This window comes from Kribbella sp. NPDC050470 (assembly GCF_044458365.1).
Taxonomy (GTDB): Bacteria; Actinomycetota; Actinomycetes; order Propionibacteriales; family Kribbellaceae; genus Kribbella.
Map to the genome: position 1 here is coordinate 388421 of NZ_JBITHV010000006.1, position 14266 is coordinate 402686.

Genomic DNA, 14266 nt, shown 5'->3' on the forward strand with positions numbered 1-14266 from the left:
CGGCTCGGTGCTGACGAAGGCTGATCTGAACCACCACACGACCAAGTGGTACGACCGTGCTCCGCTGATCGGCGCCGCGTTCGGCGCCGTCGCGCTGTGGGTTGTGGCCCGGCTGATCGAGCCGGACCTGAGTGCGGTCCTGGCCGTCGGTGTCGTCGTCCTCGGCACTGCCGTCGGTACGGCGGTCGGCTGGTTGGCCGGTCTCGTCGCGCGGGGGCGGGCACAGAGCGAAGTCAAGCTCCTGACGGTCGCGGAAGCGGCCGCCGGGGCGGTCGTGTTCGCAGAGTTGTTCTGGGTGTTCTACAAGCAGGTCATCACCAGCATTACCTGGCCGAGCGCCAAGCAGCGCATCCCGTTCCCGCAGATCGACGTGGTGACCGGCCCCGCGCTGGAGGTCGGCGGGGTGACCATCCAGCGGTCCGCGATCTTCACTGTCGCGGCGCTGGCGGTGTGCGCGGTGCTGCTCTGGGTCTTCATCAACCGGACCCGGCTGGGCCGTGGTATGCAGGCCGTGTCGCAGGACCCGGACACCGCCCGCTTGATGGGTATCAACGTCGACCGGATCATCGTGGTGGCTTTCGCCCTCGGTGCCGTGCTGGCCGCGATCGCCGGGATCTCACAGGGCTTCCAGAACAACAACATCGACTTCCGGATGGGCTTCCTGGCCGGTCTGAAGGCGTTCACCGCCGCGGTTCTCGGTGGTATCGGCAACGTGTACGGCGCCGTCGTCGGTGGCCTGGTGCTGGGTGTCGTCGAGGCCTTGGCCACCCAGTACATCCCAGGTCAGTTCGGTGGCGGCTCCTGGAAGGATGTCTGGGCGTTCGTCATCCTGATCCTGGTACTGGTGTTCAGGCCGCAGGGCCTGCTCGGAGCGAGGGTGGTGGATCGGGCGTGAGCGAGGTACGGACAAGCACTCCGGCGGAGCCGGAGGCGACGGCTCAGCAGCCGGTGAACCCGATCGCGTGGCCGGCCGGTGTCGCCGGCGTGGTGCTGGTGATCGTGGGCTCCTTCCTGTCGTGGAGTTACGACGGATCGATCCTCAACGATCTGTCGATCAACTTCTATCCGGGCGGCCTGCAGGTCCTCGCGATCATCGGGGCCTTGCTCGCGCTGATCCTGCTGCTCGCCGAGCGCGGTCCGCTGACGGCGCTGGGGTCCTGGTTGGACGCGACCCTCGGCCTGCGGGCCCTGGGCCTTGGCCTGACGCTGTACATGGTGGGCATCATCGTGGCGATCACGGTGGAGTCGGACGGCCTGATCAACGTCAACCCGGGTGCCTACGTCTCCCTGGCCGGTGCCGTTCTGATCCTGGTCAGCTCGCGGATGCTCCCGTTGCGGCAGCTTCACGACCTGAGCAAGGCGAGGCTGCCGGGCTGGGCGGAGATCCTCGCCATCTCCGTGATGATGGCGGCGATCCTGTTCGGTGCGGCGTACGCGCTGGGCCTCACGGACGCGTGGTCGTTCATCCTCTGCCTGCTCTTCATCGGCACGGTGATCCTGGCGCTGTTCCGGACCGGCGTGATGACCTGGTTCGGCCACGTCGCCCAGCGGCACAGGAAAGTGCTGACGCTGGCGGCCTTCGTGGTCGCGTTCTTGTTCCCCTTCACCCAGCGCGGGTCGGACGCGAACATGTCGATCGCGTGCCAGGTGCTGATCTTCGCGGCCACCGCGATGGGCCTGAACATCGTGGTCGGTCTGGCCGGCCTGCTGGACCTCGGCTACATCGCCTTCCTCGGTTCCGGCGCCTACGTGGCCGCGATGTTGTCGAACTCCGCGTTCTCGACGATCGACTGGCACCCGCCGTTCGTGGTGGTGATGCTGATCGGCGCCAGTGTGGCGGCGACGCTCGGCCTGATCATCGGGTCACCGACACTCCGCGTCTCCGGTGACTACCTGGCCATCGTGACCTTGGGCTTCGGTGAGATCTTCCGGCTGGCGATGTTCAACCTGGACGGCATCAACGGTCCGCTGCTGACCAATGGCCCGAACGGTATCCCCGGCATCCCGGACCTGCAGATCGGCAACTTCAACTTCGGCGACGAGCACACGATCGCCGGGCTGGAGCTGGGTCGCTTCTCGAACTACTACTTCCTGCTGCTGCTTTTGATCGCGTTCGTCATCCTGGTCTTCGCCCGGCTGAACGACAGCCGGATCGGCCGGGGCTGGGTCGCGATCCGGGAGGACGAGAAGGCCGCCGAGGCGATGGGCGTGAACGTCTTCGGCCTGAAGGTGCTGGCCTTCGTGATCGGGGCCTTCCTGGCCGGTCTGGCCGGCACCATCAAGGCACACCAGGACGTTGCCGTCAGCCCCGACCAGTTCATCTTCCTCGAGTCGGCGTTCCTGCTCGCGGCCGTCGTGCTGGGCGGTATGGGCACCATCGCCGGTGTCTTGCTGGGAGCAACGATCCTGAAGCTGCTGCCGGAGAAGCTGCGTTTCTTCTCGGAGTACCGGCTGCTGCTGTTCGGCCTGCTGCTGGTGCTGATGATGCGGTTCCGGCCGGAGGGCCTGGTGGCGAGCAGACGCCGGCAGCTGGAGTTCCACGAGGAGGACGAGCAGTTGGCCGTCGCGGTCGAGGAAGAGTATCTGGCCGTGGAGGAGGCGAAATGACCGTCACCGAGACTCAGCCCACGACCGGCCGGCCGGTCGGCCAGCCGGTGCTGGAGGCCTCCGGCGTGACCATGCGGTTCGGTGGTCTGCTGGCGGTAAACGACGTGAACCTGACCGTGCGGGAAGGTGAGATCGTCGGCCTGATCGGCCCGAACGGGGCCGGCAAGACGACGTTCTTCAACTGCCTGACCGGCCTTTACAAGCCCACCTCCGGGGTGGTCCGGTTCGCCGGCACGCCGCGCAAGCCGGAGGCGGCCAAGCGCCAGGTGCAGGAGGCGGACGAGGCGGTGGCGGTCCAGGAGCTCGCGCCGCTGACCCCGCTGCCGCCGAAGCCACGCGCCGTGGTCCGGGCCGGAATGGCGCGGACGTTCCAGAACATCCGGCTGTTCGCCAACATGACCGCGCTGGAGAACGTGATGGTCGGGCGCTACTGCCGGACCAGCTCGGGCGCGCTCACCTCGGTGCTGCGCGGGCCGAAGTTCCGTCGCGAGGAGGTGGCCACCCGGGCCCGGGCCCAGGAGCTGCTCGACTTCGTCGGCCTCGGCAAGTCCACCGAGCACCTGGCCCGGAACATGCCGTACGGCGACCAGCGCCGGCTCGAGATCGCGCGGGCGCTGGCCACCGACCCGAAGCTCATCCTGCTGGACGAGCCGACGGCCGGTATGAACCCGCTGGAGACCAAGCAGGCCAGTGACCTGATCTTCAAGATCCGGGACTCCGGCCTGTCGGTCGTGGTGATCGAGCACGACATGCGGTTCATCTTCAACCTCTGCGACCGGGTGCTCTGCCTGGTCCGCGGCGAGGCGCTGATCGAGGGCTCGCCGGCCGAGGTGCAGTCGGACCCGCGCGTGATCGAGGCCTACATCGGCACCGGCGAGGAAGACGACGAGCAGGAAGCGCAGCGTCTGCAGGATGCCGTCGACGGCGAGGAGGAGGCCCCGTGACCGCGATGCTCGAGGTCCGCGACCTGGAAGTTGCCTACGGCAAGATCGTTGCGGTGAAGAAGATCAGCTTCAGCGTGGAGCAGGGGCAGGTGGTGTCGCTGATCGGCACCAACGGCGCCGGCAAGACCACTACGCTGCGGACGATCTCGGGTCTGCTCCGGCCGGTGTCCGGCGAGATCCTGTTCCAGGGCGAGCGGATCGACACCGTCGCCGCGCACGACATCGTCGCGCGCGGGCTGGCACACTCGCCGGAGGGCCGGCGGATCTTTCCAAGGCTGTCGGTCGAGGAGAACCTGACGCTCGGCGCGTTCGCCCGCCGGGACCAGGCCGGCATCCGTGCCGACCTGAACGCGGCGTACGAGCTGTTCCCGATCCTGGGGGAGCGGCGCAAGCAGCCGGCCGGGACGTTCTCCGGCGGTGAGCAGCAGATGCTGGCGATGGGCCGGGCGATGATGAGCCGGCCGAAGCTGCTGATGCTGGACGAGCCGTCGATGGGTCTGTCGCCGATCATGATGCAGCGGATCATGTCGACGGTGACCGAGCTCCAGCGGCAGGGCACGACGATCCTGCTGGTGGAGCAGAACGCGCAGGCAGCGCTGAAGCGGGCCGACTACGGCTACGTGCTCGAGGTCGGCAAGATCGTCCTGTCCGGCACCGGACGCGACCTGCTGGTCAACGAGGACGTCCGCAAGGCCTACCTCGGCGAGGACTGATCAACCAGTAGTTGCTGAGAGCCCCGGTCCGCTAGGACCGGGGCTCTCGTCTCAGTTGCGGATCACGACGAGCAGCTGCACCAGCAGCGGCGCGACGATCAGGGCAGGCAACAGGTCCGCCACCGCGATCTGCTTCAGCTTCAGCAACCGCAGCGCGACACCGATCAGCATCACGCCACCGGTCGCGCCGAGCGCGGTCACATGCGCGTCGGGCAGCACGTCGCCCAGCACCGCGCCGACCGCAGTCATCAGGCCCTGCACGACCAGTACGACGAGCGCCGAGGCCATCACGCCCCAGCCGAAGGACGCAGCGAAGGCGATTGCGGCGAAGCCGTCCAGCACCGCCTTGAGGAACAACTGGTCCGCGCCTCGGCCGAGCCCGTCGGACAACGCGCCCAGGAACGTCAGCGGCCCGACACAGAACACCATCGACGCGGTCACGAAGCCTTCGACGAAGGTGCTCTCGCCTTCGCCGCGATCGAACCGGCGCTGCATCCAGGCGCCGAACTCCTCCAGCCGCTCCTCGATCCGCAGCAGCGAGCCGGCGATCCCGCCGATCAGCATCGCGCCGAGCACGATCAGCACCGGAGCGCTGTCACCGACCGCGTCGCTGAGCACCTGGTCGCCGACCGTGAGTGCCGAGGTGATCGCGATCAGCAGCGTGACCAGGCCGAGCGCGTCCGTCACGAGGTCGCGAGTCCGGTGACTCAGGCGATGGCCGATGAGCACGCCGAGTACCGATCCGACGAGCACTGTCGCGACGTTCACGACAGTACCGATTCCGATGAACAAACCTGGTCTCCGATCAGCCCCGGGAGGCAGCTTTGCAAGTGACCCCCGAGGGCCTACTGTTGCGCGAGGACGAGCGTATCCGCCGTCCCGTTCACCTCGGGGGTGGACCAGACCAGGAGGTCGCTGTGGCAGCAGCCATCGAGGTGAGGGACGCCCAACGCGGTGACGCCGACGCCTTGGTTGCGTTGTGGCGTGAGATGACCACCGGTTCCGGCCATCCGCTGCGGCTGCCCGCGCCGCCGGCGCCGGCTGCGGTCGAGGTTGCTGTCGGCAAACATCTCGACAACCCGTTCGGCCGGCTGCTGGTCGGCGAGCTGGACGGCGCCGTGCACGGGATGGCCTACCTGCGCCGTACGGCGATCAGCCCCCTGCACGACGACTACACCGTCACGGTGGAGTACCTGCATGTCAGCGACGACGCCCGCCGGCATGGCCTGGGCAAGGCGCTGATCGCGGAGGCGGCCGCCTGGGCCGAGCACGAGAACTGCGCCCACCTGGCCGCTGTGGCTCCCGCGATCGCCCGGGAGGCGAATCGGTTCCTGGCCCGGCTGGGGCTCGGACAGGCCGGCGTGCTGCGGTTCGCGACCACGCACACCGTGCGCCGCCGGTTGGCCGCGGAGCACGCGCCGAATCTGCTGGCCCTGCTGTCGTCACGACGCTCCGTGATCGCCCGCCGCGCCCAGCTGGCGCGGCCGCTGCCGGTCGACCCTGCCGACGTCAGCTACCCGGCGGCGCCGGAATCAGCTGGCACGTGATCCGCGCGGTGCACACCCGCTTGTCCCGCTCGTCGGTGATGACCACCTCGTACGACGTCGTCGTACGGCCGAGGTAGATCGGGGTGGCGACGCCGGTGACCACGCCGTCGCGGACCGCGCGGTGGTGGGTGGCATTGATGTCTACCCCCACCGCGACCTTGTCGTAGGCCGCCGCGTGCAATGCCGAGCCGATCGAGCCGAGGCTCTCGGCCAGCACGCAGGACGCGCCGCCGTGCAGCAGGCCGTACGGCTGGGTGTTGCCCTTGACCGGCATGGTGGCGACGATCCGCTCCGGGGCCGCCTCCTTGACCACGATGCCCATGAGCTGGAGGAGAGTGCCCTCCATGCCCATGCCCGGTCCGAGGTTCATTTGATCAGTCACGGAAGCAGACTACGCGGCTGTGACGGAACTGTCGGAGGGAACCACTAGAGTCGGGTTGTGGCTCCAGAAACGAACACCTCGACGATGACCAAGGACTCCGCGCAGCCAGGTGCCGGCCGGCCGCGGATCCTGCTGCTGGACGGGCACTCGCTGGCGTACCGGGCGTTCTACGCGCTCCCGGTGGAGAACTTCTCCACCACCACCGGGCAGCACACCAACGCGGTGTACGGGTTCACCTCGATGCTGATCAACATGCTCCGCGACGAGCAGCCCACCCATGTCTGCGTCGCGTTCGACGTGTCCCGCAAGACCTTCCGCTCCGAGCAGTACGCGGAGTACAAGGCCGGCCGGTCGAAGTCGCCGGACGAGTTCAAGGGGCAGGTCTCGCTGGTCAAGGAGGTGCTGGAGGCGCTCCGGATCCCGACCACCGAGATCGACGGCTGGGAGGCCGACGACATCATCGCCACACTCGCCACGCAGGCCTCCGAGCAGGGCTTCGAGGTGCTGATCAGCAGCGGCGACCGGGACGCGTTCCAGCTGGTCAGCGAGGACGTCACGGTGCTGTACCCGAAGCGCGGCGTGTCCGAGATCGCCCGGATGGACCCGGCCGCGGTCGAGGAGAAGTACGGCGTGACCCCGCGGCTGTACCCGGATCTCGCGGCGCTGGTGGGGGAGTCGAGTGACAACCTGCCGGGGGTGCCCGGCGTCGGCCCGAAGACGGCGGCCAAGTGGCTGAACCAGTTCGGCTCGCTGAACGACGTGGTCGACCGGGTGAACGAGATCAAGGGCAAGGCCGGTGAGTCGCTGCGCGAGCACCTGGCCGACGTGATCCGGAACCGGCAGATCAACGAGCTGGTCCGCGACCTGACCCTGGACGTCACCGTGGACGACCTGGTCCGCACTCCGTGGGACCGGGAGAAGGTGCACACGCTGTTCGACAGCCTGGAGTTCCGGGTGCTGCGCGAGCGGCTGGTCGCCGAGCACGAGGAGGTCGACGCGACCGTCGACCACGGATTCGAGCTGGAAGGCGTCCAGCTGAAGCCCGGTGAGGTGGCCGGCTGGCTCAAGGAGCACGTGAGCGGCGGCGAGCGGGTCGGCGTCGCGGTCCAGGGCAGCTGGGGTCGTGGCACCGGTGAGATCACCGGCCTGGCGCTGGCCGACACCTCGGGCGCGGCCGCCTGGTTCGACCCGACGACCCTGACGCCTGACGACGACGCGGCCTGGCAGGCATGGCTCGCCGACCCGAAGCAGCCGAAGGCGTTGCACGACGCGAAGGGCCCGCTGCTCGGCTTCCTGGAGCGCGGCTGGACGCTGGCCGGGCTGAGCTCGGACACCCAGCTCAGCGCGTACCTGGCCCGCCCCGACCAGCGGTCGTACGACCTGGCCGACCTGACCGTCCGCTACCTCAAGCGGGAGCTGCGCAACGAGGATGCCGACAACGGCCAGCTCAGCTTCGACGACGTCGAGGGCGGCCCGGCCGCAGACCACACGATGCTGCGCGCCCGGGCGATCGCCGACCTGGCCGACACGCTGGACGCGGAGCTGGAGAAGCAGGCGGGGACGTCGCTGCTGGCCGACGTCGAGCTGCCGCTGATCGACGTCATCGCCGGCATGGAGCGGGACGGAATCGCCGTCGACCGGCCGTACCTGGAGGAGCTCGAGGCACGGTTCGCCACCGGGGTCCGGGAGGCCGCGACCTCGGCGTACGAGGTGATCGGCAAGGAGATCAACCTCGGGTCGCCGAAGCAGCTGCAGGTGGTGCTGTTCGACGAGCTGCAGATGCCGAAGACGAAGCGCACCAAGACCGGGTACACCACCGACGCGGACTCGCTGCAGGCGCTGTTCGAGAAGACCGAGCACCCGTTCCTGGCGTACCTGCTGGCGCACCGGGACGCGACCCGGCTGCGGCAGACGGTCGAGGGGCTGCTGAAGACGATCAGCCCGAAGGACGGCCGGATCCACACCACGTTCAACCAGACCATCGCGGCGACCGGGCGGCTCAGCTCGACCGATCCGAACCTGCAGAACATCCCGATCCGGACCGAGGAAGGCCGCCGGATCCGGCAGGCGTTCATCGTGGGCGAGGGCAACGAGTCGCTGATGTCGGCCGACTACAGCCAGATCGAGATGCGGATCATGGCGCACGTGTCCGCCGACGACGGGCTGATCTCCGCGTTCAACTCGGGCATGGACTTCCACTCGGTGACCGCGTCGCGGGTGTTCTCGGTGGAGCCGTCGGAGGTCACGCAGGAGCAGCGGGCCAAGATCAAGGCGATGAACTACGGCCTGGCGTACGGTCTGTCGGCGTTCGGGCTGAGCCAGCAGCTGAAGATCGGCGTGGACGAGGCCCGCGGGCTGATGGACGAGTACTTCGAGGGCTTCGGTGGCGTCCGGGACTACCTGCGGTCGATCGTGATCGACGCGGGCAAGAGCGGGTACACCGAGACCATCCTGGGCCGCCGCCGCTACCTGCCGGACCTGACCAGCGACAACCGGCAGCGCCGGGAGATGGCCGAGCGGATGGCGCTGAACGCGCCGATCCAGGGTTCGGCCGCGGACGTGATCAAGATGGCGATGCTGAAGGTCGACGCGTCGCTGCGCGAGTCCGGCCTGAAGTCGCGGATGCTGCTCCAGGTGCACGACGAGCTCGTCTTCGAGATCGCCCCGGGCGAGCGCGAGCCGCTCGAGGAGCTGGTCCGCCGCGACATGGGCCACGCCGTCGACATGGCCGTCCCCCTCGACGTGTCGGTCGGCGTCGGCCGCACCTGGCACGAGGCCGCTCACTGAGCTGATGGTGGAGCCGAACCGGCCGTTCCGGTGGGACCTGGTGCGGCCGGACCAGCTCGGCTCCCTGCTGGACGGCGTCGAGGAGCCGGACCTGTTCTTCCTCGACGACCTGGTCGAGTGCGCCGCGCGAGTGCTGGCGCAGTGCGGCGACGGCGATCTGTACTTCGTGGGCCGGTCCGTCGACAGCCTCTTCGACCTGCTCAGCGGCGCCCTCGCGGACACCGCCTGGAGCTCCCGGCTGCACCCGCTGCCGCTGTCGCTGTTCCGGGGTGCAGGCCAGGACCTCACCGGCGCGGAGCTGCGGCAGCTCCGGACCAACCTGGCCGCCGACGGCCTCGCACCGGCCGAGCTCATGCGCGGCCGCCCGACTGTCTTCGTCGACCTGGTCTACGAGGGCTCCACCTTCGAGAACCTGTACGACGTGCTGCGCCGGTGGATCGACGACGACCGGGCCCAGTGGGACGTGATCCGGCGGCAGCTGCGGTTCATCGGGATCACGGCCCGCAGGAAGACCAGTCCGAACATCTGGCGCTGGCAGCAGCACGCCGAGTTCGCCGCGGAACTGCCGCCGTCGGCGATCCGGAACGTGTCGATCGACGGCCGGCTGTGGTCGTACTTCGGCGACTACCAGCCGAAGACGGCGGCGTCGTTCCGTCGGCAGGCCTGGTCCGATCCCGGGGTGACGGATCCGCGCCGGGACGACCGGACCAGGTTCGCGCTGGCACAGGCTGTCCGGCTGGTCGAGAAGGCACGCACCCCAGAGGTCCGACGTCAGCTGGCGGAGCGCCTGGGCCGCGAACCTGCCATTAACGAACGGTGGTTGCGCGACTTGCAACTCGCCTTACGGCGTTAGCCGCGGACGAAGGTCGGGGTTGGGCCGGGGGAGAGGGCGCCGGCGATCGCCTGCTGTTCGTGGGGAGACAGGGGCGGGAGGTCCGACAGCGGGAACCAGGCGACCTCGAGGGACTCGTCGTCGTTGACGCGAGGGGTGCCGTGCAGTGGGCGGCAACGGAAGCAGAGGTCGAGGAACTGCACCTGGTCGCCGTTCGGGTAGCTGGACGGCGGCAGCGACTCCACGCTGATCAGGCGTTCCACGTCGACGGTGACCGCGGTCTCTTCCTGGATCTCCCGGACCAGCGCGACCGCCGGCTGCTCACCGGGTTCGAGGATGCCGGCGACCAATGCCCAGTGGCCGGTGTCCACGCGCCGTACCAGCAGGACCTGGCCGGCGTCGTCGAGGACCACTCCGCTGATGCCGGTGAGCCACAGCAGGTCGTGGCCGATCTTCTCGCGGAGCTCGAGGATGAACTTCGGGGTCGCCATGGTGTGAATCCTAGAGAAGCCGCGACAACCCTTTAGTTTCCGCAAGAAAGTTGACCACCGGGCAGCAAGGGCAAGCGGTTTCCACGCAAGACACGGACAGTGCCGATCTGGTCCCGGTCAGTAAAGAGTGAACTCTTCCGAAGTCATCCGATCTGTGCCATTCTCCCGCCAAAGATCCGAGATCCTATCGGATATTTCGTCTCTTCCGTCCTAGACCGCCATCTAGACCGCCTTGGAGGACCCATGCCGAAGAACGCTGCCGGGCCGACCGGACTCAGCCGTCGATCACTCATCGCCGGAGCTCTCGGCCTGACTGCCGCGACCGCCGGCGGAGGTCTGCTCAGTGGCTGCAGCAGTTCGGGGAACGCGAGTGGCGCCGCCGGCGCTGCCACCGGCCCGGCTGCCGCTCCCAGCGTCACGCTCGGCCCGAAACTGGCGGGGGTGCTGTACCCGGACGGGTACGTCGGCCCGGTGGCCCGTGAGCACAAGCCGATCACCACCGAGAAGGTCACGTTCAAGATCGTCGTCAAGCAGGACGTCACCATCGGCGACTGGAAGACCAACGCGTTCACCAAGTGGCTGGAGCAGAAGACAGGAATCCACATCGAGTGGAACCAGGTCGGCGGCACCGACGACGACGTGATGACCAAGGTGAACGCGATGATCGCGGCCGGCGACATCCCGGACGCCTTCATGGGCATCGACTTCAGCCGTTCGCAGCTGTTCCTGTACGGCTCGCAGGGCCTGTTCGCCGACGTCAACCAGTACATCGACGGGTACGCGCTGAACCTGCAGCAGGCGATGAAGGACTACCCGGACGCGCGCAAGCTGGTGCAGGCGCCGGACAAGAAGATCTACTCGTTCCCGAACTTCAACGACTGCTACCACTGCCGGGCCAGTGCCGGCCGGTCGTTCCTGAACACCCAGTGGATCAAGCAGGTCGGCCTGGCGATGCCGAAGACCACCGACGAGTTCCTCGAGGTGATGCGCGCGTTCAAGAAGGCGGACCTGGCCGGCAACGGCCGGACCATCCCGTTCGCCGGCTACAAGGACGCCAAGATCGATCCGTACTTCATGAACGCGTTCCTCTACAACCCGGGCGACCCGTGGCTGGTCCTGAACGACGGCAAGGTCGACGTGACCTTCAACAAGGACGAGTGGCGCGAGGGCCTGAAGTACATGAACACCCTGTACGGCGAGGGCCTGATCAACCGCGACGTGTTCACCGCCGACGAGGACCAGTTGCAGCGGTACGGCAACGCCCCGGGCAAGCCGCTGATCGGGGGCGCCCGGGTGAACTACTGGGGCAACTTCGTCGACATCGACCAGAAGGACCCGAACGCCCGGTGGCGCGAGTACGAGGCGTGCCCGCCGCTGGAGGGACCGAACAAGGTCCGGTACGCGGCCTGGGACTACCTGAACATCGGCGTCGAGGTGTCCCAGCTGGTGATCACCAAGAAGTGCGCCAAGCCGGAGCTCCTGGTCCAGTGGGCGGACGCGCAGATGGAGCTCGAGGCGATCCTGCGCGGGTACGCCGGCCCGCAGTTCGCCTGGGCGAAGAAGGGTGAGCTGGGCATCAACGGCAAGCAGGCGGTCTACGGCTACGCCGCTACCTGGAACACCTCGAAGAACATCAGCTGGAGCCAGGACAACCCGATGTACCGCTCCCAGGACTTCCGGCTGAGCGAGCGGGTGGACCCGAAGGACCTCACCTTCGAGAAGCCGCTCTACGAGCAGACCAAGCAGAGCTACTTCCCCTACAAGCAGCCGCAGGACCTGCAGTTCCCGCCGGTCACCCTGGACCAGGATCAGGCCGCGCAGGAGGCGGAGCTGAAGACCAACCTGAAGGGCGAGGTGGAGCAGTCGTTCGCCAAGTTCCTCACCGGGCAGCTCGACCCCAACGACGACGCCGCGTGGAACGACTACAAGGACCGGGTCGAGAAGATCGGCGTGAAGCCGTACCTCGAGCTGCAGCAGGCCGCCTACGAGGCCTACAACTCATGACCACCACCCCCACGCTGCCGCCGGACGAGACGCGGAGGGCGGTCGGGGCGCCGATCCAGGACACCCGGGGCGACAAGATCGCCCTGGCCTGCATCTACACCGCGCTCGGCCTGTTCTGCCTGGCCGTGCTGTACCCGATCGTCTACGTCCTCAGCGCCTCGGTCAGCAACACCAAGCGGGTGGCCGCCGGCGAGGTCTGGCTGTGGCCGGTCGGCTTCACCCTCGATGCCTACAAGGCGATCTTCGACTACGACGCGATCGTCAGCAGCTTCGGCAACTCCGTGTACTACGCGGTGGTCGGAGCCGTCGTGGCCACGGTCCTCACCCTGCTGGCGGCGTACCCGCTGTCCCGGAAGGGGCTGCCGGGCAAGGGTTTCGTCATGGCCGCCTTCGTGTTCACGATGATGTTCAGCGGCGGCATGATCCCGACGTATCTGGTGGTGGACCAGCTGGGCCTGCTGAACACCCGGTGGGCGATGATCCTGCCGACCGCGCTGGCGGTCTGGAACGTGATCATCACCAGGACCTATTTCATGGTGACGATTCCGGAGGAGCTGGTCGAGGCCGGCAAGGTGGACGGCTGCAGCGACTTCGGGTTCTTCTGGCGCGTCGTGCTGCCGCTGAGCAAGCCCATCATCGCGGTGAACCTGCTGTTCTACGCGGTCGGGCAGTGGAACTCGTTCTTCAACGCGCTGATCTACCTGACCAACGAGCACCTGTTCCCGTTGCAGGTGGTGCTGCGGCAGATCCTGATCCAGACCAAGGTCGACCCGGCCCAGATGCCCGACACCAGCAAGCTGGCGCAGCTGAAGGAGTTGCAGCAGCAGCTGAAGTACTCGCTGATCGTGATCGGCATGATTCCGCCGTTGCTGGTCTACCCCTTCGTGCAGAAGCACTTCGTCAAGGGGGCCATGATCGGCTCGCTGAAGGGGTGACGAGATGACGACGACCGAAACGCGTCCCGCCGCCAAGTCGCCGGCCCGGCGGCAGGTTGCCGGCGGCCGCCGGCACGGCCGGATCAAGGAGCCGAAACCCTCGGTCCGGCTCGGCATCCGGATGCGCCGGAACTGGCAGCTGTACGCGATGCTGGCGCTGCCGCTGATCTGGCTGGCGATCTTCGCCTACTGGCCGATGTACGGCGTGATCATCGCGTTCAAGGACTACAACGTGGTGTCCGGGATCTGGGGCAGCCCGTGGGCCGGGTTCAAGTACTTCGACCGGTTCATCGAGTCGTACCAGTTCTGGAAGCTGATCAAGAACACCGTGTTCCTGCACGTGTACGAGCTGGTCGCGACGTTCCCGTTGCCGATCATCCTCGCGCTCTGCCTGAACACGGTCCGGAAGAAGTGGTTCAGCCGGTCGGCGCAGCTGATCACCTACGCGCCGCACTTCATCTCGACGGTGGTGGTCGTCGGCCTGATCGTCGTACTGACGAACCCGAACACCGGCGTGAGCAACCAGCTGCTCGGCCTGTTCGGCATCGGGCCGGTCGACCTGATGGGTGACTCCGGGATGTTCCGGCACCTGTACGTGTGGTCGGGCGCCTGGCAGACGATGGGGTTCTCGGCGATCATCTACCTGGCCGCGCTGACCAGTGTGCCGCCGGAGCTGCACGAGGCGGCGATCGTGGACGGCGCCTCGCGGTTGCGGCGGGTGTGGCACATCGACCTGCCGGCGATCGTGCCGGTCGCGGTCATCCTGCTGATCCTGAACATCGGCTCGATCCTGTCGGTCGGGTTCGAGAAGGTGCTGCTGATGCAGAACAGCCTGAACCTCGACACCGCCGAAGTGATCGACACCTACGTGTACAAGATCGGCCTGGCCTCGGCGGTGCCGCAGTTCAGCTACGCGACGGCGATCGGGTTGTTCCGATCGGTGATCGGGCTGGTGCTGCTGGTGCTGGCGAACACCTTCGCCCGCCGCTTCGCCAAGTCGAGCCTTTGGTGATGGTGAGCCTTT

General features: G+C 67.6%; 13 protein-coding genes. 10 read left to right on the forward strand and 3 right to left on the reverse strand.

All coding sequences use genetic code 11. From position 1 onward, the window contains the following. Positions 1–7: 7 nt before the first annotated feature. From ACIBGM_RS19950 to ACIBGM_RS19965, 4 genes are read left to right on the forward strand one after another with little or no spacing between them, the layout of a single operon-like run. Complete coding sequence (locus ACIBGM_RS19950; RefSeq protein WP_396386504.1) at positions 8–895, forward strand: branched-chain amino acid ABC transporter permease; 888 nt, start codon at positions 8–10, stop codon at positions 893–895. Continuing rightward, positions 892–2607 carry a branched-chain amino acid ABC transporter permease gene (locus ACIBGM_RS19955; RefSeq protein WP_396386388.1) on the forward strand — a complete coding sequence of 572 codons (1716 nt, stop codon included), beginning with the start codon at positions 892–894 and terminating at the stop codon, positions 2605–2607. The genes ACIBGM_RS19950 and ACIBGM_RS19955 overlap by 4 nt, the downstream gene beginning before the upstream one ends. Further along, the gene (locus ACIBGM_RS19960) at positions 2604–3551 is read left to right on the forward strand and encodes an ABC transporter ATP-binding protein (RefSeq protein WP_360535671.1); all 948 of its coding nucleotides are present in this window, start codon (positions 2604–2606) and stop codon (positions 3549–3551) included. The genes ACIBGM_RS19955 and ACIBGM_RS19960 overlap by 4 nt, the downstream gene beginning before the upstream one ends. Continuing rightward, positions 3548–4264: an ABC transporter ATP-binding protein gene (locus ACIBGM_RS19965; RefSeq protein WP_360535669.1), complete on the forward strand. Its 717-nt coding sequence runs from the start codon at positions 3548–3550 to the stop codon at positions 4262–4264. Before ACIBGM_RS19960 ends, ACIBGM_RS19965 begins: the two co-directional genes overlap by 4 nt. Positions 4265–4315: 51 nt before the next feature. On the opposite strand, the gene ACIBGM_RS19970 is transcribed toward ACIBGM_RS19965, so the two are convergent. Then, a complete protein-coding gene (locus ACIBGM_RS19970) occupies positions 4316–5032 on the reverse strand; it encodes a DUF554 domain-containing protein (protein WP_360535667.1) in 717 nt (238 codons plus the stop codon). Between the two features lie 149 nt (positions 5033–5181). Between ACIBGM_RS19970 and ACIBGM_RS19975 the strand changes: the two genes are divergently transcribed. Further along, positions 5182–5811, forward strand: coding sequence for a GNAT family N-acetyltransferase (locus ACIBGM_RS19975; protein ID WP_360535665.1), 630 nt, complete (start codon positions 5182–5184; stop codon positions 5809–5811). Here ACIBGM_RS19975 and ACIBGM_RS19980 read toward each other — a convergent pair. Further along, entirely contained in the window at positions 5774–6181 is a 408-nt protein-coding gene (locus ACIBGM_RS19980) for a hotdog fold thioesterase (protein ID WP_360535685.1), read from the reverse strand. The two genes, ACIBGM_RS19975 and ACIBGM_RS19980, sit on opposite strands and share 38 nt — an antisense overlap. A gap of 96 nt (positions 6182–6277) precedes the next feature. Between ACIBGM_RS19980 and polA the strand changes: the two genes are divergently transcribed. Continuing rightward, entirely contained in the window at positions 6278–8980 is a 2703-nt protein-coding gene (gene polA / locus ACIBGM_RS19985; protein ID WP_396386505.1) for a DNA polymerase I, read from the forward strand. 4 nt (positions 8981–8984) lie between these two features. Then, positions 8985–9833 (forward strand): hypothetical protein, encoded by an 849-nt coding sequence (locus ACIBGM_RS19990; RefSeq protein WP_360535663.1) that lies wholly within the window; start codon positions 8985–8987, stop codon positions 9831–9833. Here the strand turns inward: ACIBGM_RS19990 and ACIBGM_RS19995 are convergent. After that, positions 9830–10303: an NUDIX hydrolase gene (locus ACIBGM_RS19995; RefSeq protein ID WP_396386389.1), complete on the reverse strand. Its 474-nt coding sequence runs from the start codon at positions 10301–10303 to the stop codon at positions 9830–9832. The two genes, ACIBGM_RS19990 and ACIBGM_RS19995, sit on opposite strands and share 4 nt — an antisense overlap. 243 nt (positions 10304–10546) lie before the next feature. Between ACIBGM_RS19995 and ACIBGM_RS20000 the strand changes: the two genes are divergently transcribed. The 3 genes from ACIBGM_RS20000 to ACIBGM_RS20010 are packed head-to-tail and all read left to right on the forward strand — an operon-like array spanning position 10547 to position 14254. Further along, the gene (locus tag ACIBGM_RS20000; protein WP_396386390.1) at positions 10547–12307 is read left to right on the forward strand and encodes a hypothetical protein; all 1761 of its coding nucleotides are present in this window, start codon (positions 10547–10549) and stop codon (positions 12305–12307) included. Next, complete coding sequence (locus ACIBGM_RS20005) at positions 12304–13242, forward strand: carbohydrate ABC transporter permease (RefSeq protein ID WP_396386391.1); 939 nt, start codon at positions 12304–12306, stop codon at positions 13240–13242. Before ACIBGM_RS20000 ends, ACIBGM_RS20005 begins: the two co-directional genes overlap by 4 nt. Before the next feature lie 4 nt (positions 13243–13246). After that, positions 13247–14254, forward strand: coding sequence for an ABC transporter permease subunit (locus ACIBGM_RS20010; protein ID WP_360535655.1), 1008 nt, complete (start codon positions 13247–13249; stop codon positions 14252–14254). Positions 14255–14266: the final 12 nt, after the last annotated feature.